This window comes from Pontibacter akesuensis, from assembly GCF_001611675.1.
In the GTDB taxonomy this organism is placed as follows: domain Bacteria; phylum Bacteroidota; class Bacteroidia; order Cytophagales; family Hymenobacteraceae; genus Pontibacter; species Pontibacter akesuensis.
In genome coordinates this window covers 3,616,577-3,637,135 of record NZ_CP014766.1, presented here as the reverse complement: position 1 = coordinate 3,637,135, position 20,559 = coordinate 3,616,577, and the positions used below count along the sequence as shown (strand labels likewise).

Sequence of the window (20,559 nt, the reverse complement as noted above, 5' to 3'; positions counted from 1 at the left end):
ATTTTAGAATCGATCCTGTTTCTACTAATAGTCCTCGGTTTTATGGGGTCTTTTAAATATATGTCACTACTTTTGTGTCTTATAGCCTATCTTTACGGGCAGGACAACTTATCTGGTTGTTGCACAAAACATATAACTCCTGTATATTAGACTTTATACTTACAAGGCTTTCCGAAGCCGTACCCAAACTATTGTACACCCTTAGCTTGAAAACGAACAAACAAAGCGGCAACAGCAGGCACCAACTGACCATACGCTCTCTAGGTGTTTCTTTCCTGCTATTGGTAGTGGTGCTCGTAGGCGTTTGCCTTTATTCTTACATACGGGCAAACCAGGTGCGAAACGAGTACAGTAACAACGTGTTCCGCACCTATAAGCAGCTGGAGCTCGTCAATGAGCTGCTTAATAACAAGGAGCAAACACAGACCTTGCTCCAACTGCACCTGCTTGCCGACAGCGCCGCCACTAAAAACAGCTTGCGCCAGGAGGTAGCCGTTATAACCATGGAAAATGAGGCCATTCTCCTCGAACTGGACGCTATAATTGTAGATACGGCCCGCAGACAGCTACTAAAAGAGCTTGTAGAAGAGCGCAGGCAATACAAAATGCAGGCAGATAGTCTGCTCACGCTCAGCGACATGAAGTTGACTGCAGAAGCGCAATCCTATGCAAAGGGCACACTTGCTCCTTTTTACAGCAGTCACCAGTTAAAGTTAGTAAAGCTTAGCGATGGCATTGCCAGCTCCTCCAGAAAGCGCACACAGGAGGCAATTTCCGGGTTTTCGTCTATTGTTGATGACTATGCCTTACTGCTGTTGCTGGCCATTTCCGCCTCGGTGTGGGCCGCTTTTGTGCTGTCCAAGGTTTTCAAGCGACTGCACCAGGAAAACAACACCCTGAATGAGGAGGTAAACGAGCGTAAGGAGCTGCAGCAGGCACTCGAGGATAGCCAGATGCAGTACAAGCGGCTATTTAACAGAAACCCGGTGCCCATGTGGGTCTATGACCAAAGCTCCCTCCGCTTTTTAGAGGTAAACAAGGCGGCGGTGCAGGAGTATGGCTATACCCGGGAGGAATTTATGGGCATGACGCTGCTCGATATAAGGCCTGAGGAAGAGGTTGAAAAACTTATGCAGCGCATGCATTCTATCGATAAAGCCTCTGATGCCGGCAGCAAAGGTTACATCCACAAGCACAAAGATGGGCATTTGTTTAAGGTAGAGCTGAAATCGCACGCTCTGCCGAGGCAGAACGGCATATATCCAAGGCTGGTGGTGGCTGTGAATGTGCAGGAGAGAGAGCAGGCTATGGAACAGATGGAAAAAAGTGCCAGACAGCTTCACGAGGTTAGTTCCAGCTTGCCCGGTGCTGTGTTCCAGTTTCAGATGGGCCCTGATCATTCCACCAGCTTTCCATACGTGAGCGAGGGCATCACCAATTTATGTGGCGTGGCGCCGGCAGAGGTTTACCAGGACCCTTCGATTCTTTTCAGTAACCTGCACCCGGACGACCTGCCAACTGTACATCAGTCCATCCTCGATTCATACCTGAACCTGACCCCCTGGATAGCAGAGTTACGCGTTTGGAAACCTGACCTGAACAAGTATGGATGGGTGCGTGGGCACAGCCTGCCTACCTGCAAGGGCAAGGGTACCGTCACCTGGAACGGAACTTTTATTGATATTTCCGGCCAGAAAGAGGCGCAGGAGCAGCTTACCCGCAACGAGGCAAACCTGCGCGCACTGCTCGACAGCTCACCTCAGGCGATCTACCTGCTGGATACCCAACGACGTATCGTTGCCTTCAATGCAGTGGCACAGGAAGAAGTGCAGCGGCTTTCGCTCCAGGAGTTGGCCACAGGCCAGGACATATTGGACATCATTGACCCTGAACAGCAGGGGCAGTTCCGCGACAACCATGCAAAGGCCATGCAGGGCCTGACGATCCAGTATGAGCAGGGAACCGGTGGTTTCTGGCACGAGATCACCTTCAAGCCTGTTTTTGATGGCAAGGGCCAGGTAATCAACGTAACGCTTAGTGTCTACAACCGGACAGATCAAAAAAGGGCCATTGAGACCATCAAAAGAAATGAAACGCAGTTGGCCAAGGCCCAGCGTCTCGCCAAAATTGGCAGTTGGGAGTATGATCTGCAGAAAGACGTGCTCACCATGTCCCGAACGCTCTACGATCTCTGCGGCTTTGCATATCCCGACTTTGTTCCGACGCTGCGCAGTCTGGCTCCGTTCCTGCACCCCGGGGACAGCCAGGCCACCCTTAAACTTGTAGCCGACATTGCCTGTGGCAAGGAAGACCTGACGTATGAGCACCGGATTATCCTGCAGGATGGCAGCACCAAATACCTGTACCACATCACCGAAACAATTTGCGACGAGGAAGGGAACCCTGTACTCGTAACAGGCACTACTCAGGACATTACGGACAGGAAACTTGCAGAGCGGGACGTAACAGAGGCCAAAAACCTACTGCAGTCAACGATAGAAAATATCCCTGAGGTTATCTTCTCCACCGATACGGATTTTGTCATGACCTACATGAGTCCGCAATGCCGTGATGTGACCGGTTATTCCGAAGAGAGCTTTATCGGTAACAAGCTAATATGGCAAAACATAATATACAGTGCCGACAAAGAGGTGCTGCTGCAGGAAGTGCTGCCAAAGGTGCTGGCAGGCCAGCAACAGCAGCATGAGGCAAGAATCGTAACCCCTGACGCAGGCATCAAATGGGTGCTGTTGCGCCTGTCGCCCAAGAAAAATGAGAACGGCAGTGTAGTACGAATAGACGGTGCCGCATCAGATATCACTCAAAACAAGGAGACTGAGGCCAAGCGACTAAAGCTGACAGAGCAGTTGCTCAAGCAGAACCAGAACCTGCAGCAGTTCGCCTATATTGTGTCGCACAACATGCGGGCACCAATTGCCAACCTGCTTGGCCTTGTCTCGATTTACAACAGGCAAACTCCCCAGATACCTACCAACAACCTGGTTATCGACAACATTGTAACCTCAGCTCAGCTGCTTGACACTACAATCCGTGACCTGAACGACCTGCTCACCATGCGCAGTGAGGCTGAGGCCGCACAGGAGCAGGTTTGCTTTCAGGAGTTGGCAGACGATGTGCTGGCCTCCCTGAAACCGGAGATAGAGGCCTGCGGAGCATGCATCACGTATTCTTTTGATCTGGCACCAAGCACCGTGGCTGTTCGCAGCTATGTGCACAGCATCCTGTACAACCTGGTATCCAACGCGATTAAATTCAGAAAGCCTGATCAAAAATTAATCGTCAGCATTAATACTTATGAGGTAAACAATTATCTTTGCCTCAGCATTCGGGATAATGGTTTGGGTATAGACCTTGAGAAGCAGAACGGAAAAGTATTCGGGCTGTACAAGCGGTTCCACCACAAGATTGAAGGCAAAGGCATAGGGTTACACCTTGTAAAGACACAGGCGGAATTACTGGGAGGAAAAGTTGAAGTTGAGAGCCAGCCTTCGATGGGGACTACCTTCTATGTATACCTTAAACTACAGAAGTACCATGAGCACCTTAAAGAAAGTAGTTTTAATTGATGATGACCAGGTAAACAACTTTGTTTGTGAGAGTATAATCAAGAATGAGGATTTTGCGGAGGAGGTGTGTAGTTTTGAGTGGGCTGAGGACGCGCTGAATCACTTGAAGGATATGGCAACAGCCTCCCCTGGCAACTTTCCAGAATTAATTTTCCTCGACATCAACATGCCGGGCATGGATGGCTGGCAGTTTATGGATGAGTATAAGAAGTTTCCGGAGGACCTGACCAGCAAGTGCTGCCTGTTTATGCTGTCCTCGGCCGTAGACAGGAAAGACATCATCACCGCTAAGAACCTTCTGGATGTAAAGGAATTCTTCTCTAAACCGCTTTCCACAGAGATACTGAACATCATCAAGGAAGACTATATACAGCAATAGTTTATTTCTATAAACGGAAAAAGGCCACAGTTACCTGTGGCCTTTTTCCGTTTATACCGTATACCTGATTCTAAGTATAGATTCCGTATTATATATATATATAAATATTTAGGCATCTTTTTTAACTTTAATCTCCCTCAAACTAATCTAATATTAAAAACCAACAACTATTTCAAAAACAGGTGCGTAAGCAGTGTAAGACAAAAACACTATATGCAGATATAGAAGTCTTCTATGTAACCTTTGTTTTACGCTTAAACACACCCCTTATGAAAAAGTTTTTACTAGTTGCGTTTGCCTCTTTTATGATTTGTGCGACCTCATTTGCACAATCCAATAGCTCCCTTAGCCCTGAAGCCGAAGCCCGATGCACCGAGCTAACAAGAAAGATGGCGCTTGAACTTCGCCTTAATGAGCCCGGCTATATCCAACTCAAAGCTTTGAACCGTGACCTGATGGCCAAAACGGAGGAAATAAAGCAGAAGTTTGGCAGCGATGAAAAACTGATGAAGCAGAAGCTGCAGGAGCTGGCTCAGACGTATGACCATAACATGCAGTCCTTCCTGAAGCCTGACCAAATGCAGGCCTATGCTAACTTTAAGAAAGAAAATACCCACACACGCTTTGTAGCCGCCGGCGCAGAGAACTAGAACATGAGCCAGGATAGCGAAGGAACACCAACCCTGGGCCTTCGCTGTATGGTTAACTTATAAACAGGAAGGGGGGAGCCAATTGGCTCCCCCCTTCCTGTTTATACTTGTCCGCTGTTACCGTCGGCTGTAATCTGCGTCGTCTGGTCTTTCCTTGTCCTCCCCTAGCGGCTGGTCTCCACGGCGGATACCCGCCACATCGTCATCCATGCCGGTGTCGCTTCCTTCAAACTCAAAGCCCGGTCCTTGCGCAAAAGATTCTACGCTGTTTGGGTCGTTGGCGCCGTAGCCGGTGGTTTCGTCGCCACCGATGTGCTTGTTCTCCAGCTTGTCCATCTGGCCGGCACGCTCTGTTGTGCCCCCGGGGCCCATATTTCGCTTGGCCGACGGATCGGGGTGGTTGTCCATGCCAACGCGTTCGCGGTAATCGTTATTTATGTTATCATCCTTTTCAGGCTTTCTATCTTCAGCATTGCTCATAGTCTTTTTGTTTTAGTTCTCTAGCATATACGCTGATAGCCAGCACATGTTAGCGTGTGCCCCAGAATAGCTTAACATAAAATTCACACTAATGGCATCATTTGCCTGATATATCGTTCAGCTGCCAATTATAAGTATAGTATCCCAGGTCGTAATTCTTAGGAACGGCTTGTGTGCGATAGCGGTTTATATAGGCGAGAATGCTATTGTTAGAGCTGCCAAAATCGCTCTTGTACCAGTTGAAGATCTCTGACACCAGTACTTTACGGTTTTGGGGCTGTACCTTTATGAACTGCTTACCTTGCAGTGTACGCTCGGCCTGTGCCTGCAACTGCTGCTCTACCTTTTGCGGGGTGTAGGCCTCGCTAAGCAAGGGCGGGCACGACTTAGCGGCACATACCACGGCGAAATGAACCCGCGCATCATTAAATGGCTCCAGCAGCTTTTGCTTCTCCAATTGGTTTAGCGTCAGGCTCTCCCCGGCAACTTTATACTTGTTCCCGTCAAAAAAGCCTTTCACGTCCATCACCGATTTTAACGGATAATGCTCCAGCACCTGCTGCAGTACCAGCAGGTTGTAGGCGTTAATGTAAAAAGCTTTTCTTTCAGCAGCGGAGGCATTGCTCAGATTATAGGCAGCTACCTGCTGCACAAGTTGTTTTAGCTTCTGTCCGTCCTGCTGCAGGCTCCTGTAATTTACCTGCCCCTGCTTTACGTGCCGCTGCAACAGCTCTGTGGTGGAGGTATAAAAGTTATCCTGGGTAACCGCAGCGGCAGAAGCGCTTGATACGGGAAGTATAACAGCAGCGGGAACAAAAAGTAAAAACAAGTATAGGAAGGTCTTTTTCATCATCGGTAAAGTATAAGGAGCTGGTTCTGATCTTTAGTAACAATAACTGAACCGTTCTGTTATCTTTGCCGCACCTTTACCCAAAAGGCACTACTCTTGCTCCGAAATTGTTAGCGGGGGGAGAACAGAACTGACAGCGCATGAAATTATCGAAAATTTACGACCCTCGGGAAATGAACTCCTACCAGTTTGTGGCTGCCACAGGCTTGGTGATGACCATTGTTGCCAACCTTATCCTGCTGCTGCTGGGCAAAACTGTTGCTAATTTCAACGCGCTTTATTTATGTTGGGCTGTCTTTTTTGTGCTGGGTACCATCGCCAATTACAACAGCAAGCCCAACGATCACGACCACCACCATTAACCGGCCTACTGCTTTAGAAACTGAAGCAGCGCCTGCTCAAACTTTTCGGGAGCCTCCAGGTGCGGGATATGCCCCACCCCCTTCAGTTCCACCAGCCTTGCGTTCGGAATAGCCTTGGCTGTTTGCTTGCCTAGTTGCGGGTACTGCCCATGCTCCTGCAGCTTCTGCTTGTCCTGGATGTAGCCTTTACCTACAATGGTGCGGTCTTCCTGCCCGATCACCAGCAGTGTGGGCACCTTCAGCTCATCGAACTCATACACCACCGGCTGCTGGTAAATCATGGCATACGTTAATGCCGATGCCTGGGCAACTTTAGGATAATCCGGATGGCCAATTTGCGCGGCCGGCACGTTTACCCACTCCTCATAAGCAGGTTTCCAGGCGGTATAATAGGTTTGATGGTATTTGCGGATAGATTCCGGCGTGCGCTTCAGCTCTTCCTGGTACAGATCGTTCAGCGTTTTGTATGGTACGAACAGGCGGTAATCCTCCAGCCCTATGGAATTTTCCAGCACCAGCTTCGTTGTCATCTCCGGGTAAAGCAAGGCAAACCGCGTAGCCACCATGCCGCCCATGGAGTGACCCACCACGGCTGTTCTTTTTACCCCTAGGTGCTCCAGCAGCTCCTTCGTATTTTGGGCCAGTTGGTGGAAGCTGTAGTATACTTCCGGCTTTTCAGACTTGCCGAAACCCACCTGATCCGGCACGATTACCCGAAAGCCATTTTCAGTGAGGAATTTAATTGTCTGGCCCCAGTAAGCCCCGAAGAAGTTCTTGCCGTGCAGGAGCAGTACCGTTTGGGGGTTTTGCACCTGCCTGGTAGGCGCCACATCCATGTAAGCCATTTTATACTTCTCGCCTTCTACCTCGGCCTCAAAGTATTTCACCTCATAAGGGTACTTGTAGCCATCCAGCGTGGCATTCAAGGTTTTCGGAATTTGCGCCTGTGCGCTTAGGCAAAGCAGGCAAGTCAAAAGCAGCGTCAGTAAACTTTTATTTTGCATCGGTATCCTATTAAGTGTCACCCTCCTTTAAAACACAGGTATACTTTTACTTAGGAAGCCGGCACAGGGTTCAGCCACAGAAAAAAAGCCTGTTACACAGTAGCAGGCTTTTCGGTTTATTCATCTTTGTAGCAATTCTGTTATTTCACTAATATCCTTTTGGTGTGATATTTTTTCCCCTGCGCAATTTGCAGGTAGTATAGTCCTGGTCCGAAAGGTGTGAGATCGATCTGCCGGTTGTACTCTCCTGCAGGCTCTGCCACAGTATCCACAAATACTTCTTTCCCCTGGCTGTCCATTACGCTTACCCGGGTGGTGCTCCTCTTGTCCAGCTTAAAGCTAAGGTTAAAGCGCCCGTTGTTTGGGTTGGGGTAAAAGCTGATTTCCTCCACGTGCAGCTCATTTCGCGGCTTTGTCTCGACAGAGGCACCCGCTTCCTTTAGTGCTTCCTTATCGGCTGCGGTGATATCCTCTACCCTGGCCTTCATAATGATCGTAATGCGGGCATCGCCGTGGTCCAGTTTCAGGTAGTCCCCTTTCATCTCCACCTCGTTGCCCTGCTCATCTATTTTGTAGACTTTCTGCGCACCCGTTTCTTTGTCTTTCGATATCTTGATCTGCACTTTCTTCACACCTGCCCCCCTCAAAGAATCCAAGCTGATCACGTTGCCACGCTGCACAACAATCTTTGCAATTCGTGTGGGATTCAGGTGGTTGAGCGCGGCAGAGTCCCGGTGAATCAGGAACACGCCGTCCTTGTTTTTGGCTGCTCGTAAGAATACCGCCGGATTTCCGGACCCTATCTCTACGGTTTCCGCACCGTTAACTACTTCAAAATGATGTATGCCTTTCAAGCTATCCCCGTTTAGATAAAAAATAGCACCCTCCTCCTGCAAACGACGGTACATGGTTGTGTCCTGCGTCCTGATGCGATTCACAAACACTTGCCTGTCGGCAGTATTTAGTGCTTTATCCAGCTTATAGACTTTAATTTTATCCCCGTGCAGCCTTCGGAACTCAGCAGTGTCTAACGCCGCACCTGAACTGCTGTAGATCCTCTTTTTGATATCTTTAACTACCACTGTAGTGTCGAACCGGAACGTGCCGCCAAGGTTCGTGCGCAGCCGGCGGGCCAGTGCCGTATCGGTTTTGAGGGCTCTAAGGGAGTTGATGAGCACTTCCTGGTCCTGGTCCTGTGCCTGCACCACGGTGTCCGTTACCTGCGTCTGACCGTTCAGTTCCCGGACTATCTTGACGCGCAGTTCCTTTGTTTTTTCGCTGCTACTTTCCTGCGCCAGGAGTTGGTGGAGTGGTAAAAGCGCCAGCAGAAGGGCTAGCGCCAGTTTCGCCATGGTTTCTAAGGTGGAAATAAAATTCATCGTTTTGCCGTTTAGATTCATCATAAAATTACGCTGTAGCCTGTTTCGAATTGGTTAAGGAGAGGTTAAAGTATGTTAGCAAAAAAGTTAAAAGCGTAGCCTGTAACTACTTGTGCTGCCTTGCTTTCTCTATCATACCTGTTAGTTGCTCGCCCACATCTTCGCTGTAGCCTACAAGGTAACTCTGCAGCACACCGGCCTTGTTAATCACCATACTTGTGGGGAAGGCATTCACCCCGAAGGTGTCACGGGCTGTTTTGCCTGCATCTGGCACAATGTTGTAGTTAAAAGAGTGCTTCTCGAGAAACTGACGCAGATCCGGCTCCTGATCGAGCGCGAACGCCAGGAACACTACCTCCTCTGGTTTATACTTGGCCACTACCTCGTTCAGGTGGGGCATCTCCAATACACAGGGTTTGCAGCCGATAAACCAGAAGTTCAACACGACCGTCTTCCCTTTCAGCTGTTCTAAAGTATAGGTTTTGCCATTCAGGTCAGTGGCCGTAAACGCCGGGGCAGGCTTATTCACCATGGCTAAGAACTTCTCCTCCCGCACACGCTTCATATCCAGCATTTCCTCATGCGTCATTATCTTGATAACGCCCGCATCAACCAGGCTGTCAATTTCTGCCTTGCTTAACTCTTTGCCTGTTCCACCGCCTATACTTATGGTGGTGCTCTGCTTTTGCACGGCACTGGGAGCCACTGCTATTGTTTCCGCTGCCGCGGCATTCGCTTTGGAGGGTTCCGCTGTAATACTTTCTGCCTTGGCCGGCCTTGCGGCAGCACTTGTGCTTACTTTAGAGGGTTTAAGGGTTACGGCTTCTGCACCTGTCTGCTTGCTGCCTGCTACTTTCTGGGCCAGTGCTTGCGAAGCCGGATAAAGGCCCAGCAACGCAAACAACAGGCATCCTCTTCTGATTAACTTTTTCATAGTTTTATGTTGGTATCGTTTTGTTCGCACTTTCAACTACACAAATATACCTGCTGCCCACACGGCATATAGTTAAGGAGAGGTTAAAGTATGTTAAGGAAAAGTTAAAGCTATAAACGCTCATTAGGTTACCGCCCTGCTGTTGACAATGCCGTGGCGGCTATGTAACTTATACTTGCTTTTTAACTGTTTTTCAATTACTTGCAGTTTTACAGGCAGGTTTTGCGGCGGCGGAGCTTTAAAGGTTAAAGAAAAGTTAAAGTAGAGCGCAGGCGCTTTCAAAAACGTACATTTGTTGTGTGAGCAAGCAAACAATCATAGGAGTTCTCGTGCTGATGAGCGTCTCGCTACTGGGGGTGGTGGGGCTGCAACTGTATTGGATAAACGATGCCATCAAGGTAAAGCAGGAGCAGTTCGACCGCAGCGTGAATGAGGCCCTGACAAAGGTGATCGACCGACTGGAAACACAGGAGGCCGTGTCGGTGGTGGCTCATAACATGGCTGCCCTTAATAAACCCGATGCTGCCACAGATAAGCTTCCTACTCCTGCGCGCCAGGAAAAAGCACGCACCCGCGTGGTACTAAAACCCTCAAAAAAAAGCCCGGCTGCAACAGCAACAACAGCTGCTTCCAATCCTGCCCCCGTTGAAATTTATCAACTTGAGCCCGTAGCCGCTGCAGGAAAAGCAAAGGAAAAGGAAGCCAAAGTAAAAGGTGCCGCAGGAAAAGAGCAGCCAAGGTATACGGTCGCTTCCGCCGCCTCTATAGGCAGCGCTCCGCGAGCCGGGATAAAGGGAATGGTAGGAACAGCTGATTCGATTCCTGGCAAAAGCCGCCTGTACAGGTGGCAGGTGGATAGTGCAACCACGGTGACCATCGGTAAGGCTTATGATTCTTTGCCGCCGTCCAACTTCCGCATGACCATCACTCCTCCGGATACAACACATGTGGCCTTCTTGCGTGAGGGACGGGTGTACCTGAAGCAAAAAAGTGCCTCTGAAGACCCTCAGTACAAGCGAAAGGACATTGTGCAGTTCAAGCAGATACCTGATGCGGCAACCACTGTTTACCGTCTGCAAAACCAGCCGGTCGCTGTTTCGGTAGATACGCTGCGCCACCTGGCGCTGAAGCTGAACGAGATGAAAGCGCTGCAGGAGCTGCCTGTTTCCTTTCAACCTGGTGACATCTCAAGTATAACCGTGCGCAACGACAGCATCTTTATTTTGCAGAAGGATAAGGCAACGCAGCATTTCTTCAAACGCACCACGACACCACAGGCTACCGGAAGCAGCCCGAGCTGGCGCGAAACATTTAGCACGGCAGCGGGAAAGCCTATACATAATGCGGTAAGCCTTCCTGCGCCAACATCTGTTAAGCCGGCAAAGCAAGTTGCTGCGGCTCACGCGCCTGCCAGCACCATACGCCCTGCTAACATTGAGAAAATTGAGGTGAAGAAAGATAAGCTGAACGATGTGGTGCAGCAGATGGTGGTGGAGTACGTGGCGAAGGATACCCCCCTGCAGGAGCGCCTGAACCTCCATAACCTGCAGGCGCTGCTGAAAGCAGAGCTGCAGCAACAGGGTATTGCACTCGACTTTGGCTATTGGGTGGTTTCCGGCGGAAGCGATACCGTGGCGATGCACCAGGTGAACGCCGTCCAGGACCTGTCGCTCCCCAAGTATGAGGCGAGTCTTTTCCCGAATGATATTTTTGAGAAATCTGATTACCTGGGCCTGTACTTCCCGAACAGTAAAGCCTATGCACTGAAGGGGCTGTGGGGCATGCTTGCCTTATCTGTGCTGTTTACCGGCGTTATCATCGCTACGTTTGGCACCACCATACACATTATTTATAAACAGAAAAAGCTGTCGGAGATGAAGAATGACTTCATCAACAACATGACGCATGAGTTCAAAACGCCCATCGCCACCATTTCCCTGGCAACAGACGCCATTGCTAACCCCAAAGTATTTGAGCAGCCCGAAAAGATAAAATACTATACCGGCATTATCCGGGAAGAGAACAAGCGGATGAATGCCCAGGTGGAAAACGTGCTGCAGATAGCCCAACTGGAGAAAAATGAATTCCGGATGAACCTGCAGCCGGTGGATGTGCATGCCCTCGCTCGTAAAGCCGTGGAGAGTATACAACTGCAGGTGGCGCAGCGTCTGGGACAGATTACGATGCAGTTGGATGCCCTGCAGCACGAACTGCGCCTAGATGAGGTGCATCTTTACAACGTAATCTGCAACCTGCTCGACAATGCGAATAAGTACTCCCCAGCTTCTCCGGATATTTGCCTTGTTACCCGAAATGTACCGGAGGGACTGCTCATTGCAGTGGAAGACAAGGGCATTGGCATGAGCAAGGACACGCAACAGCGGGTATTCGAAAAGTTTTACCGGGTGCCCACCGGTAACCTGCACAACGTGAAGGGATTCGGCCTTGGACTCAGTTATGTAAAGGCAATTGTGCAAGCGCATCACGGCGAAATCAAACTAAGAAGCGAATTAGGAAAAGGTAGCCGCTTTGAGATATTCCTGCCATTTGCTTAATACTGAATGCCTGAATTTTGCATAATTGAATTTGATGTATCACTCGCTGACATTATAAAAACTATTCAACATTCAGTTACTCAATCATTCAGTTACTCAAAATTAAAACCCCATGGCCGAACTGAAGGTAAAAATACTGCTGGCGGAGGATGACCCGAACTTCGGCATTGTGTTGCGCGACTACCTCGAACTGCACGATTACGACGTGACGCTGTGCAACGACGGCTGCAAGGGGAACGCGGCCTTCCGCAAAGGCACCTTCGACCTATGCATTCTGGATGTGATGATGCCGGAGAAGGATGGTTTTACGCTTGCCCGCGAGATAAAAAAGCTGAACCCCAACGTTCCGCTCATTTTCCTGACGGCCAAAACGCTGAAAGAGGACATGCTGGAGGGCTTTAAGATTGGCGCAGATGATTACATTACCAAACCGTTCGATTCTGAAGTGCTGCTGTGTAAGATACACGCCATCCTGAACCGCAGCGCCAACAACGCCAACAGCAAGCCAGCAACTTCCGAATTTAGAATTGGCCAGTATCTTTTCCGGCCCAAACTGCGCATTTTGGCACGCCAGGGCCACGAACAGAAATTATCTCCGAAAGAAGCGGAGCTGTTGCACATGCTTTGCCTGCACCTGAACGACGTGTTGCCACGCGAAGAAGCCCTGCACCAGATTTGGCATGAGGACAGCTACTTTACCGCCCGAAGCATGGATGTGTACATCGCCAAGCTCCGGAAGTATCTGAAAGAGGATGCAGCAGTAGAGATCATCAACATTCACGGACAAGGCTACAGGTTGTGCGTTCATAACACAGCACCATATTAATGTTATGCGCAGTAGCTATTATCCCACTTTAACAACCATTCCCAAACGTACCTGCCGCCGAACTATACTTCCTCAACCGGTAGTTAGTCAATTAGTTACCTTCTCACAAGAGGTAAAACATCCATAAAAATAAATATTTTTAAAGTCATACTATAAGACCGAATATTAGTATATATTTGGCTCTTAAAATGGCTACTTTATTTTCCTGCTTTGGAGGCTTCGTCACAAGCATTTTTTTGCAAAGCGCTGATTACTGAAGTGTCAGGTTATGCCCTAGATGAAACCAAACCTTTAAACTTTTTACTGCAATGAAAAAACTTCTTCTCTTCGTCATGCTTTGCGTTGCCTTCACCAGCTGCGGACCAGAAATTTACCAAGCCTCCTCATTCAAAGAGGAAAGTAAGAACCACAAAGTAGTGGCTATCATGCCTTTCGATGTATTGATTGAAGCCAGAAAACTTCCTAAAGGCGTGACGGCTGAAATGCTCCAGGAGCAGCAGCGTGATTACGGCTATGGCTTGCAGAGCGATGTATACGGCTACTTTCTGAAGCAAATGAGCAAGGACCGTTACACGGTTACTTTTCAGGATGTACATAAAACGAATGCTATCCTTGCAGATGCCGGCATCACCTATGAGGATCTGCGCAAGTCATCTAAAGACGAGATTTGCCAGCTACTGGGTGTAGATGCCATCGTATCGGGTAACGCAACCATGTCAAAGCCTATGTCTGATGGCGCTGCAATTGCAGTTGGCCTTTTGGTAGGTGCCTGGGGACCAACAAACACGGTGAATACCACCATCACCATACATGAGGGAGCCAAGGGAGACCTGATGTGGAAATATGATTACGTGGCATCCGGAAGTATAGGCAGCAGCAGACAGTCACTTTCTAATGCGCTGATGCGCAACTCTTCTAAGAAATTCCCTTACAAGAGCCAGAAATCATAGATTTCAGTGACTAGAATAAAAGTGAAGGCCCCTAAAGAATTATAGGGGCCTTCACTTTTTAAAACGCATTCGGGCTACCGCAATGCAGTAGCCCAATGCCTAAACACAAAACACTTTAAAAATTTAAAATCTTAGAACGTGAAGCCTACTGATGCTTTGATCACACGGTTGTACGTATCGAAGCTACCGTTCTTGTCGATGGAGTTCACGCCGTAATCGTAGCCTGCACTCACATTGAAGCCGCTGGCGAATTTATATCCCAAACCGCCGGTTACCGCCAGATCTACTTCCCGGAAACCGCTTTTCATGTCCCACTCCTGGTTCAACGCCTTAAATCCTAAGGCACCCGCCTCGGCTTTGATCTTGTTTGACAGCAGGTAAGACACCTGCGGACCGGCATAAATATGGAAGCCTTCGCCTACGTATACTTTCGCTAAAATCGGCAGGTCCAGGTACTCAGCTTTGTTGGTCAACGTTACGTTGGTGTTCAGGAACTCCACCTGTTCCACCGGGATTTTACCTGTCAGCACAGTACCTTTCTGTGAGTACTGCAGTCCCGGCTCAATTTCAAAGCCTGGTGCCACCGGTATACTTAAATAACCTCCCGCATGAAAGCCGGTGCGCATTTGCTGGGTAACGGTGCCATTGGTCATATCCACCAGATCCTGCACGCTTTGCATTGTTTCGCCGTCCCAATCCGAAAGGTTAACGCCGGCTCTTATTCCAAAGCCGATCTTGCTGGTGGGCGCGTTATAGGTGGTATTTTGATTTCCGTAGCGCACTGTGCGTTGCTGTGCATTTGCGCTGGCTGCTGCGAAGCCAATTACGACAGCTATAAGTAAAAAAATCTTTTTCATGGTAGTATGCTCTTCTATGTTAATCCCTAATTAAATCAAGCTGCGCTGCTTGATAGGCCAGATTGGAAAAACCGTGCCAGAAAAGGAACTTTTGTTAAACATAGGCGCAACTACATTATTATATATAATTGAAAGTCAGAACAATAAATGACAAACAAATTTTAAATACAGTTAATACAACTACCATTATACTTAAATTTTTGAGTTGACAATTACATTCGGGGCGGGCATTGCACGGCTAAATTCTTAGCTTTGCCCTCTAAACAGAAGCCGAGAATAAAATGAAAGACAGATCACAGGTGCGCCTGAAAAGGCTTGCCGTGCACCGGGTAGGAAATAAATCGAAGGACGAGGGCGTGATAGCCTCGAAGGAGTTGGTAGACCTGCGCGATGAGCAGCTGTACGACCTGCTGGTGAATTACTTTCTGTCGCCGTTTAAGCAGGAGGAGTTTTTCCGCTTCACCCATACTTCGGATCTGGCCCTGAACGAGATGTTTGCCTATGCAGCACTGATTTTCAACGAGCCGCAGAAATTCCAGGAGTATTCCGTGCACATCCTCAACCACCTGTACGAGCAGTCAGACCACCCAAAAGTAAAGAGCGGTGAGCTGTACGTGGTGCATTTTGACAACTGCGTGATGGAGGACGACGTGGTGGAAGCCATCGGCATCTTTAAATCCGAGAACAGGGACACCTTCCTTACCATTCAGGATGAGGAAGACGATTTAAGGGTGAACTACCACTTCGGCGTGAATCTGAAAGGCGTGGACAAGGGCTGCATGATCTACAATACCGAGGCAGAAGACGGGTTTCGGGTTAAAATGGTAGACGTGAATGGCTATGACGCAGCTTTCTGGCGCGAGGACTTCCTGAATGTGACGGAGCTGAAGGATACCAACTACAACACCAAGACCGTTATGAATCTGTGCAAGGATTTTTCGGAGGAGGTGTTTGCCCGCACCGACAGCAAAAAGGCGCAGGTGGAGTTTATCAGCCGCTCGGTGGACTACTTCTCAAAAAGCGAGACCTTTGACCTGGAGGAGTTTACCTCCAGCGTGATTGACGAGCCGGAGACGAAGGAAAGGTTCATGCACTACAGCACCACCTTTGCCGAGGAGCGCGATATCGAAGGGTTCACCGACTTTGCCATCAACAAGAATACGGTGCGCAACATGAAGCGCAAATTTCGCAATTTTATCAAACTCGACACGCAGATTGAAATCAAATTTAGCGGCTATAACCCTGAGCAGAGCGAGCAGTTTGTGGAGCGGGGGTTTGACAAGGAGCGCAATATGCACTTTTACAAAGTATACTTCAACAACGAGAGCTAAACGAAACTATCGCTGGAGCCGCCTTGTTTTTAAGGTCTTGCTTAAATTAGGAACAATAATTGCCGGGTAGCACTGGAGATAAATTATACGACATGAAAAAAGTAGCTTTCGCCATACTTCTGACTTCCGCCGCCGCCACTGCTTTTGCCCAGGCTCCTGCCAAACAGCAACAGGAAAAGGTAGTACAAGCCAAGCTTACGCTCGAGCAGCAAGCCGAGGCCATGACAGCCAGTTTCACGAAAAACCTGCGCCTGACGCCTGAACAGACAAAAAAGGTGTATGTGATTAACCTGACAAGCCTGCAACACGCCGAGGCAGCCAAAGCAAAACATAAAAGCAACCCGGGCCGACTGGTGCGCCAGATGGAAACCATCAGCACCACACGGCTTTCGCAGCTGAAGGATGTGCTGACACCGCAGCAGTTCCAGCAGTACCAGCAGCGCCGCGAAGAGAAAATGGGCGTGCCGAAGGAGGCACAAAGTAACCCAAGCACGAGCCAAAGTGCCCGTTACCAGGAAAGCTATTAAAGATCAATAGCATAAAAGAAAAAACGCAGGGCCTTAAAACCCTGCGTTTTTTCTTTTATGGAAAGTTTAAGGTTGCTACCTCTATACTTAGAATTTACTTCTGCATGCTATAGGGCTTTAACTGCACTAGATTCTGAGAAAGTTGGCTGCTGCTGCCCGTTCTCAAGCTCCACCGCTTCATTCCGCTGCCTTGGTTCCTGTTGCAGGCTTTGCCGTTGATGCTCCGTTACCACCGCCCCCGGAGGCTTAAACAGTAACTGAACTATTTCTTTTGCTGATTTGGCGTGCTTCATATCGTGCCAGATATCCACCCACTCATGAAAAACCAGGTACAGCGGATTAAACGAAGTGATGGGTTTAGTGATGCCGTAGGTTACCTGCTCGCGCTCCGGTGCAAAAGTCCCGTACATCCTGTCCCAAATAATGAAGGTAGAGCCGTAGTTTTTGTCGATGTAACCGGGGTTGGAGCCGTGGTGCACGCGGTGGTGCGAGGGCGTTACGAACACATACTCAATAAACCAGGGCATACGGCGCACAAGCTCGGTGTGCACAAAGAACTGGTACAGCACGATGAGCTGATGACAGATAAAAACTGTGAACGGGTCGATGCCCAATAGCGGCACCGGCAGGAAAAAGATGAACTTGATATGCTGCGTCCAGCCGGTGCGGAAGGAGACGGAGAAATTCATGCGCTCAGAGGAGTGGTGCGTCACGTGGGTTGCCCACCAAAAACGCTGCTCGTGCGCCACCCGGTGCGCCCAGTAACGGCAGAAATCCATGGCCACAAAGCACACCACAAATGAAAGCCAGCCCCTCGGAATGGCCCAGGGCACCATGTTGTAGAGCAGCATTGCCGAGGCGAAGATCCATACTTTGAGGGCGGCACCAAGCAGGGTATTTACAGCGCCAATGGTGAGGGCAGCCGCAAATTCTTTGTTGTGGTAGGTATTCCGCTTCCTGTACACGCCATAGGCCCACTCCCCCACCACCGACAGCACGATCACCGGAATAAAGTACGGCATGATCGTCAGGTCATCCAGCATTTTCAAATCATCAAAGGCAAAAAGTTCTTTTTCCATAGCGGCTGGTTTTGGTGCGTGTATACCCTGTAAAACGGCGGGTCGGTTGTAGGGTTAGTAGGCCTTGGCACAAAGCGGTTGGTCAGGAAAGCCACATCAGGGGCAAAAGACACCCTTATAGCTCACATTCAGCAAGAAAGCCTGCTGCACATATCGGCAGGATTTTTACCTTTGTGCAAAGTATAATCTATGCGCATCAGAAAAAAACTAAAAGCCACCCTCCCCACACAGGGCTCCCGTTTCGCGGCATTGGATGTGTTTGTGAAAGCGGCTGAAAAGGAAAACTGGACTGACCAGGAAGTGCAGTTCGTAATAGATGAAGTGGTAGAGGCCGGGAACGACAAGGAGGCATTTGAGATTCTGCGGGAGTACAGCCAGTCATAAACAAAGCCAGCCCCTGTACGAGGAGCTGGCTTTGCTTTTCTGCTTCAGGCTACTTTACACTTGAAGTCAGGCCGGTGTGATTTGCGGCTGCAGTTGTAGCTCCTCCTGGTGCTGCTGCAGTACCCCGATGATAAAGCCGATGTGCTCTTTCATGTCCACTTCGAACTTTTCGGCTCCAATCCGTACCTCGTCTCGGTCTACAGAGGCGGCAAAGCTTTTCTGCCCCAGCTTCTTCACCACTGATTTCACCTCCAGCCCCTCCAGACGGGCAGGTCTTACTTGGGCGCAGGCCACAATGAAACCCGTTAGTTCGTCGCAGGCAAGTAGCGCTCTATCGAGCAGGTTGTTGTAAGGCACGCCCCATTTGGTGTAGTGCGCCGATATGGCGTGGGCTATGTCTTCCTCTCCTCGCTCCCGCATCATTTTCACGATCACGTTTGGGTGCTGGTCGGGGTATGCTTCGTAATCGGCATCGTGCAGCAGGCCGGTTATGCCCCACTGCTCCACATCCTGCCCCAGCTTTTCGGCATAGGCCCGCATCACCAGTTCCACTGTGCGTGCATGCCGCAACAGGCTTTCGCCCTTGGTCATACTTTGCAGGATAGCCTTGGCTTCGTCTTGAGTTATCATCGCATTAAGTTTTATCAGGAAGCCTAAAATAAGCATAATCCGGCAGGAGCCAAAGTCTTGCTTATACTTCCGGTGGTTTGGTTGGGGGAGCGGGCGGCGCAGCGTTTTGCTGTTGCTGAAGGAACGCCTGTAACTCCTGCCGCAGCAGAAGCACCTCCTGCTGCAGGGCTTTTACCTGCGTGGCGCCCACCACTTCCGATTCCTCGCTTCCGGCATCGCTGTCTATAAAGAAGGTGGCGATGGTGGCGGTAAAGTAGCCGAAAACGGCAAACCCGTAAATGGCCAGCAGCAGGCACAGTACCCGCCCCTCCGGCGTAACCGGGAAATAGTCGCTGCCGATGGACGTCAGCAGCATGACGGTCCACCACAGGGCCTCGCCATAGGTTTTAAGGCCATGCTCCTGCTCCAGGGTATACATACCGGCCGCCCCGGCCACGATCACCACCAGCGTAAGCGCCAGCACATAGCCAAAGGCGCGGCGCTTCATGGCTTTGCCGAGGCTGCGCATGCCCCGGTTTATAGAGCCCACCACCTTTACGAGCCGCAGCCCACGGGTGGCGCGCACGGTACTGATGAGGCGAAAAGCACGGGTTATCCGGAAAAGCCGAAGCGCGGGTACCGCCAGCGAAATAGTGGTGAGGATATTGTGCCTCAGGAAAAGCAGCTTTTGCGGGGCAAGTATAAACTTCACGATGAAGTCAAGTATAAACAGCACCCAGATAATGTTGCTGATGAGTTGCAGCACGGAGCCAAGCCCCCAGAGCAGTTCCACCACCAGCAGCACGAGCCAGACAAAGCCCAGCACCACCATTGGCAGTTCAAGCGAGTCCTGCAGACGCCCCAGCAGTTCGTACCGCTCTTTCTCCAGTTGTTCCTTAACTTCTTTCTTTTGCAGATCTTCTTCCCCCATAGGCTATTTCAGGCGCGGCAACACAGGGCACCTTTTCTGCATTGGGTACGGCAACAACTGTAGTTCGTTCTGTTGAGGCTAGTTCAGCTTGGCAATCTGCACGTCATCCCAGAAGCCCATCACATCATCGTTCTGGCCAACCAGTATATCCACTTGCTTTTTTATGCGCTTGTTCATTACGTCGCGCACCACATACATTCCATCCAAATCCTCAGATATTCCGGTTATCCAGAGGGAGTCTCCAAACTGAATGTCGCCGCCCCACTTGGAGTGAAGGTCTCGTGAAATGGCAATCCAACGGTGTTTAGCGGGGTTCTTTTTGTTGATGCGGGAGCCATCGGCGGTAATGAAGGGGGTACTGTCGGTCTGGCCAGGCTCCGGGTGGTAAATAGAAGCAGAAACGGTGAGGGTGGGGGTAGGTTCAGGGGCTTCTGCTGTCTCTGCTGCTGTGGCCTTTTCATCTAGCGGCGGCCATTCCTTGAGCTTTTCTTCTGGTTGTAGTTCGATTTTCGGAGCGGGGGATTCTGCCTCAAACCAGGAAATTTCTTCAACCATGGCGACGACAATAGAAACCACAGCTGCCAGCAATTTAATCCTTAACATAAGCAATCCTTTTCGTGAAACATCGATTTATTCAAACAATAACACGCCTTTACGACAGATAAATTGAATGGTTATCACAAGTTGCTTTTAAAGAGTTTGGAGCGATTATATTAGAAATTTCAATGTCGTTATAACTTTAAGTATAATAAATATTTAATTTGCAATAAATAAGTATAAATAACACCCTATACAGCACCGGACCCTACTCCTGAAGAGAGGCTGTTTTGTACAGAAATAAGGTAAAGCCCGCACGTCTTTTCCTTAGCCGGCTGGCAATAGCCC

Annotated in this window: 20 protein-coding genes; 10 read left to right on the top strand and 10 right to left on the bottom strand. The window is 49.6% G+C overall.

Annotation, left to right across the window (positions count from 1 at the left end):
* Positions 1-206: 206 nt before the first annotated feature.
* The 3 genes from A0W33_RS15395 to A0W33_RS15385 all read left to right on the top strand — a co-directional run bounded on the left by A0W33_RS15395 (position 207) and on the right by A0W33_RS15385 (position 4,616).
* A complete protein-coding gene (locus A0W33_RS15395; RefSeq protein WP_139237231.1) occupies positions 207-3,587 on the top strand; it encodes a PAS domain S-box protein in 3,381 nt (1,126 codons plus the stop codon).
* Complete coding sequence (locus tag A0W33_RS15390) at positions 3,556-3,966, top strand: response regulator (protein ID WP_068839005.1); 411 nt, start codon at positions 3,556-3,558, stop codon at positions 3,964-3,966. Before A0W33_RS15395 ends, A0W33_RS15390 begins: the two co-directional genes overlap by 32 nt.
* A gap of 389 nt (positions 3,967-4,355) precedes the next feature.
* Complete coding sequence (locus A0W33_RS15385) at positions 4,356-4,616, top strand: hypothetical protein (RefSeq protein ID WP_068839004.1); 261 nt, start codon at positions 4,356-4,358, stop codon at positions 4,614-4,616.
* Positions 4,617-4,733: 117 nt separating this feature from the next.
* Here A0W33_RS15385 and A0W33_RS15380 read toward each other — a convergent pair whose 3' ends face one another.
* Positions 4,734-5,096, bottom strand: a complete 363-nt coding sequence (locus tag A0W33_RS15380; RefSeq protein ID WP_068839003.1) for a hypothetical protein — start codon at positions 5,094-5,096, stop codon at positions 4,734-4,736.
* 97 nt (positions 5,097-5,193) lie between these two features.
* Complete coding sequence (locus A0W33_RS15375) at positions 5,194-5,949, bottom strand: DUF547 domain-containing protein (protein ID WP_082815265.1); 756 nt, start codon at positions 5,947-5,949, stop codon at positions 5,194-5,196.
* 137 nt (positions 5,950-6,086) lie between these two features.
* Between A0W33_RS15375 and A0W33_RS15370 the strand changes: the two genes are divergently transcribed.
* The gene (locus tag A0W33_RS15370) at positions 6,087-6,308 is read left to right on the top strand and encodes a hypothetical protein (RefSeq protein WP_068839002.1); all 222 of its coding nucleotides are present in this window, start codon (positions 6,087-6,089) and stop codon (positions 6,306-6,308) included.
* A 5-nt stretch (positions 6,309-6,313) separates the two neighbouring features.
* On the opposite strand, the gene A0W33_RS15365 is transcribed toward A0W33_RS15370, so the two are convergent.
* From A0W33_RS15365 to A0W33_RS15355, 3 genes are all read right to left on the bottom strand, one after another.
* Positions 6,314-7,312, bottom strand: coding sequence for an alpha/beta fold hydrolase (locus tag A0W33_RS15365; RefSeq protein ID WP_068839001.1), 999 nt, complete (start codon positions 7,310-7,312; stop codon positions 6,314-6,316).
* A 140-nt stretch (positions 7,313-7,452) separates the two neighbouring features.
* A complete protein-coding gene (locus tag A0W33_RS15360; protein WP_068839000.1) occupies positions 7,453-8,715 on the bottom strand; it encodes a T9SS type A sorting domain-containing protein in 1,263 nt (420 codons plus the stop codon).
* Between the two features lie 82 nt (positions 8,716-8,797).
* Positions 8,798-9,625, bottom strand: a complete 828-nt coding sequence (locus tag A0W33_RS15355; protein WP_068838999.1) for a peroxiredoxin family protein — start codon at positions 9,623-9,625, stop codon at positions 8,798-8,800.
* A 299-nt stretch (positions 9,626-9,924) separates the two neighbouring features.
* Between A0W33_RS15355 and A0W33_RS15350 the strand changes: the two genes are divergently transcribed.
* From A0W33_RS15350 to A0W33_RS15340, 3 genes are all read left to right on the top strand, one after another.
* Positions 9,925-12,180 carry a sensor histidine kinase gene (locus tag A0W33_RS15350; protein ID WP_068838998.1) on the top strand — a complete coding sequence of 752 codons (2,256 nt, stop codon included), beginning with the start codon at positions 9,925-9,927 and terminating at the stop codon, positions 12,178-12,180.
* 112 nt (positions 12,181-12,292) lie between these two features.
* Entirely contained in the window at positions 12,293-13,006 is a 714-nt protein-coding gene (locus tag A0W33_RS15345; protein WP_068838997.1) for a response regulator transcription factor, read from the top strand.
* A 308-nt stretch (positions 13,007-13,314) separates the two neighbouring features.
* Positions 13,315-13,956, top strand: coding sequence for a hypothetical protein (locus tag A0W33_RS15340; protein ID WP_068838996.1), 642 nt, complete (start codon positions 13,315-13,317; stop codon positions 13,954-13,956).
* A 131-nt stretch (positions 13,957-14,087) separates the two neighbouring features.
* Here A0W33_RS15340 and A0W33_RS15335 read toward each other — a convergent pair whose 3' ends face one another.
* A complete protein-coding gene (locus A0W33_RS15335) occupies positions 14,088-14,813 on the bottom strand; it encodes a porin family protein (protein WP_071890070.1) in 726 nt (241 codons plus the stop codon).
* A 281-nt stretch (positions 14,814-15,094) separates the two neighbouring features.
* Between A0W33_RS15335 and A0W33_RS15330 the strand changes: the two genes are divergently transcribed.
* Together A0W33_RS15330 and A0W33_RS15325 are read left to right on the top strand one after the other, a co-directional pair.
* A complete protein-coding gene (locus A0W33_RS15330; protein ID WP_068838995.1) occupies positions 15,095-16,144 on the top strand; it encodes a nucleoid-associated protein in 1,050 nt (349 codons plus the stop codon).
* A 92-nt stretch (positions 16,145-16,236) separates the two neighbouring features.
* Entirely contained in the window at positions 16,237-16,671 is a 435-nt protein-coding gene (locus A0W33_RS15325; protein ID WP_068838994.1) for a hypothetical protein, read from the top strand.
* Between the two features lie 107 nt (positions 16,672-16,778).
* Here the strand turns inward: A0W33_RS15325 and A0W33_RS15320 are convergent, their stop codons facing one another.
* Positions 16,779-17,750, bottom strand: coding sequence for a sterol desaturase family protein (locus tag A0W33_RS15320; protein WP_068838993.1), 972 nt, complete (start codon positions 17,748-17,750; stop codon positions 16,779-16,781).
* A 189-nt stretch (positions 17,751-17,939) separates the two neighbouring features.
* On the opposite strand from A0W33_RS15320, the gene A0W33_RS15315 reads away from it, so the two are divergent.
* A complete protein-coding gene (locus A0W33_RS15315; RefSeq protein WP_068838992.1) occupies positions 17,940-18,134 on the top strand; it encodes a hypothetical protein in 195 nt (64 codons plus the stop codon).
* 66 nt (positions 18,135-18,200) lie between these two features.
* On the opposite strand, the gene A0W33_RS15310 is transcribed toward A0W33_RS15315, so the two are convergent.
* From A0W33_RS15310 to A0W33_RS15300, 3 genes are all read right to left on the bottom strand, one after another.
* Positions 18,201-18,764, bottom strand: coding sequence for an HD domain-containing protein (locus tag A0W33_RS15310; RefSeq protein ID WP_068840173.1), 564 nt, complete (start codon positions 18,762-18,764; stop codon positions 18,201-18,203).
* 61 nt (positions 18,765-18,825) lie between these two features.
* On the bottom strand, positions 18,826-19,674 hold the full coding sequence (locus tag A0W33_RS15305; RefSeq protein WP_068838991.1) for a potassium channel family protein: 849 nt from the start codon (positions 19,672-19,674) through the stop codon (positions 18,826-18,828).
* A 78-nt stretch (positions 19,675-19,752) separates the two neighbouring features.
* A complete protein-coding gene (locus tag A0W33_RS15300) occupies positions 19,753-20,277 on the bottom strand; it encodes an RlpA-like double-psi beta-barrel domain-containing protein (RefSeq protein ID WP_139237230.1) in 525 nt (174 codons plus the stop codon).
* Between the last annotated feature and the right edge of the window lie 282 nt (positions 20,278-20,559).

What these genes read in the sequence shown, in the direction of transcription:
- A0W33_RS15390 (WP_068839005.1), top strand. Translation starts at nt 3,556, where the DNA reads ATGAGCACCTTAAAGAAAGTAGTTTTAATTGATGATGACCAGGTAAAC.
- A0W33_RS15385 (WP_068839004.1), top strand. Translation starts at nt 4,356, where the DNA reads ATGGCGCTTGAACTTCGCCTTAATGAGCCCGGCTATATCCAACTCAAA.
- A0W33_RS15380 (WP_068839003.1), bottom strand. Translation starts at nt 5,096, where the DNA reads ATGAGCAATGCTGAAGATAGAAAGCCTGAAAAGGATGATAACATAAAT.
- A0W33_RS15375 (WP_082815265.1), bottom strand. Translation starts at nt 5,949, where the DNA reads ATGATGAAAAAGACCTTCCTATACTTGTTTTTACTTTTTGTTCCCGCT.
- A0W33_RS15370 (WP_068839002.1), top strand. Translation starts at nt 6,087, where the DNA reads ATGAAATTATCGAAAATTTACGACCCTCGGGAAATGAACTCCTACCAG.
- A0W33_RS15365 (WP_068839001.1), bottom strand. Translation starts at nt 7,312, where the DNA reads ATGCAAAATAAAAGTTTACTGACGCTGCTTTTGACTTGCCTGCTTTGC.
- A0W33_RS15360 (WP_068839000.1), bottom strand. Translation starts at nt 8,715, where the DNA reads ATGATGAATCTAAACGGCAAAACGATGAATTTTATTTCCACCTTAGAA.
- A0W33_RS15355 (WP_068838999.1), bottom strand. Translation starts at nt 9,625, where the DNA reads ATGAAAAAGTTAATCAGAAGAGGATGCCTGTTGTTTGCGTTGCTGGGC.
- A0W33_RS15345 (WP_068838997.1), top strand. Translation starts at nt 12,293, where the DNA reads ATGGCCGAACTGAAGGTAAAAATACTGCTGGCGGAGGATGACCCGAAC.
- A0W33_RS15340 (WP_068838996.1), top strand. Translation starts at nt 13,315, where the DNA reads ATGAAAAAACTTCTTCTCTTCGTCATGCTTTGCGTTGCCTTCACCAGC.
- A0W33_RS15335 (WP_071890070.1), bottom strand. Translation starts at nt 14,813, where the DNA reads ATGAAAAAGATTTTTTTACTTATAGCTGTCGTAATTGGCTTCGCAGCA.
- A0W33_RS15330 (WP_068838995.1), top strand. Translation starts at nt 15,095, where the DNA reads ATGAAAGACAGATCACAGGTGCGCCTGAAAAGGCTTGCCGTGCACCGG.
- A0W33_RS15325 (WP_068838994.1), top strand. Translation starts at nt 16,237, where the DNA reads ATGAAAAAAGTAGCTTTCGCCATACTTCTGACTTCCGCCGCCGCCACT.
- A0W33_RS15320 (WP_068838993.1), bottom strand. Translation starts at nt 17,750, where the DNA reads ATGGAAAAAGAACTTTTTGCCTTTGATGATTTGAAAATGCTGGATGAC.
- A0W33_RS15315 (WP_068838992.1), top strand. Translation starts at nt 17,940, where the DNA reads ATGCGCATCAGAAAAAAACTAAAAGCCACCCTCCCCACACAGGGCTCC.
- A0W33_RS15310 (WP_068840173.1), bottom strand. Translation starts at nt 18,764, where the DNA reads ATGATAACTCAAGACGAAGCCAAGGCTATCCTGCAAAGTATGACCAAG.
- A0W33_RS15305 (WP_068838991.1), bottom strand. Translation starts at nt 19,674, where the DNA reads ATGGGGGAAGAAGATCTGCAAAAGAAAGAAGTTAAGGAACAACTGGAG.
- A0W33_RS15300 (WP_139237230.1), bottom strand. Translation starts at nt 20,277, where the DNA reads ATGTTAAGGATTAAATTGCTGGCAGCTGTGGTTTCTATTGTCGTCGCC.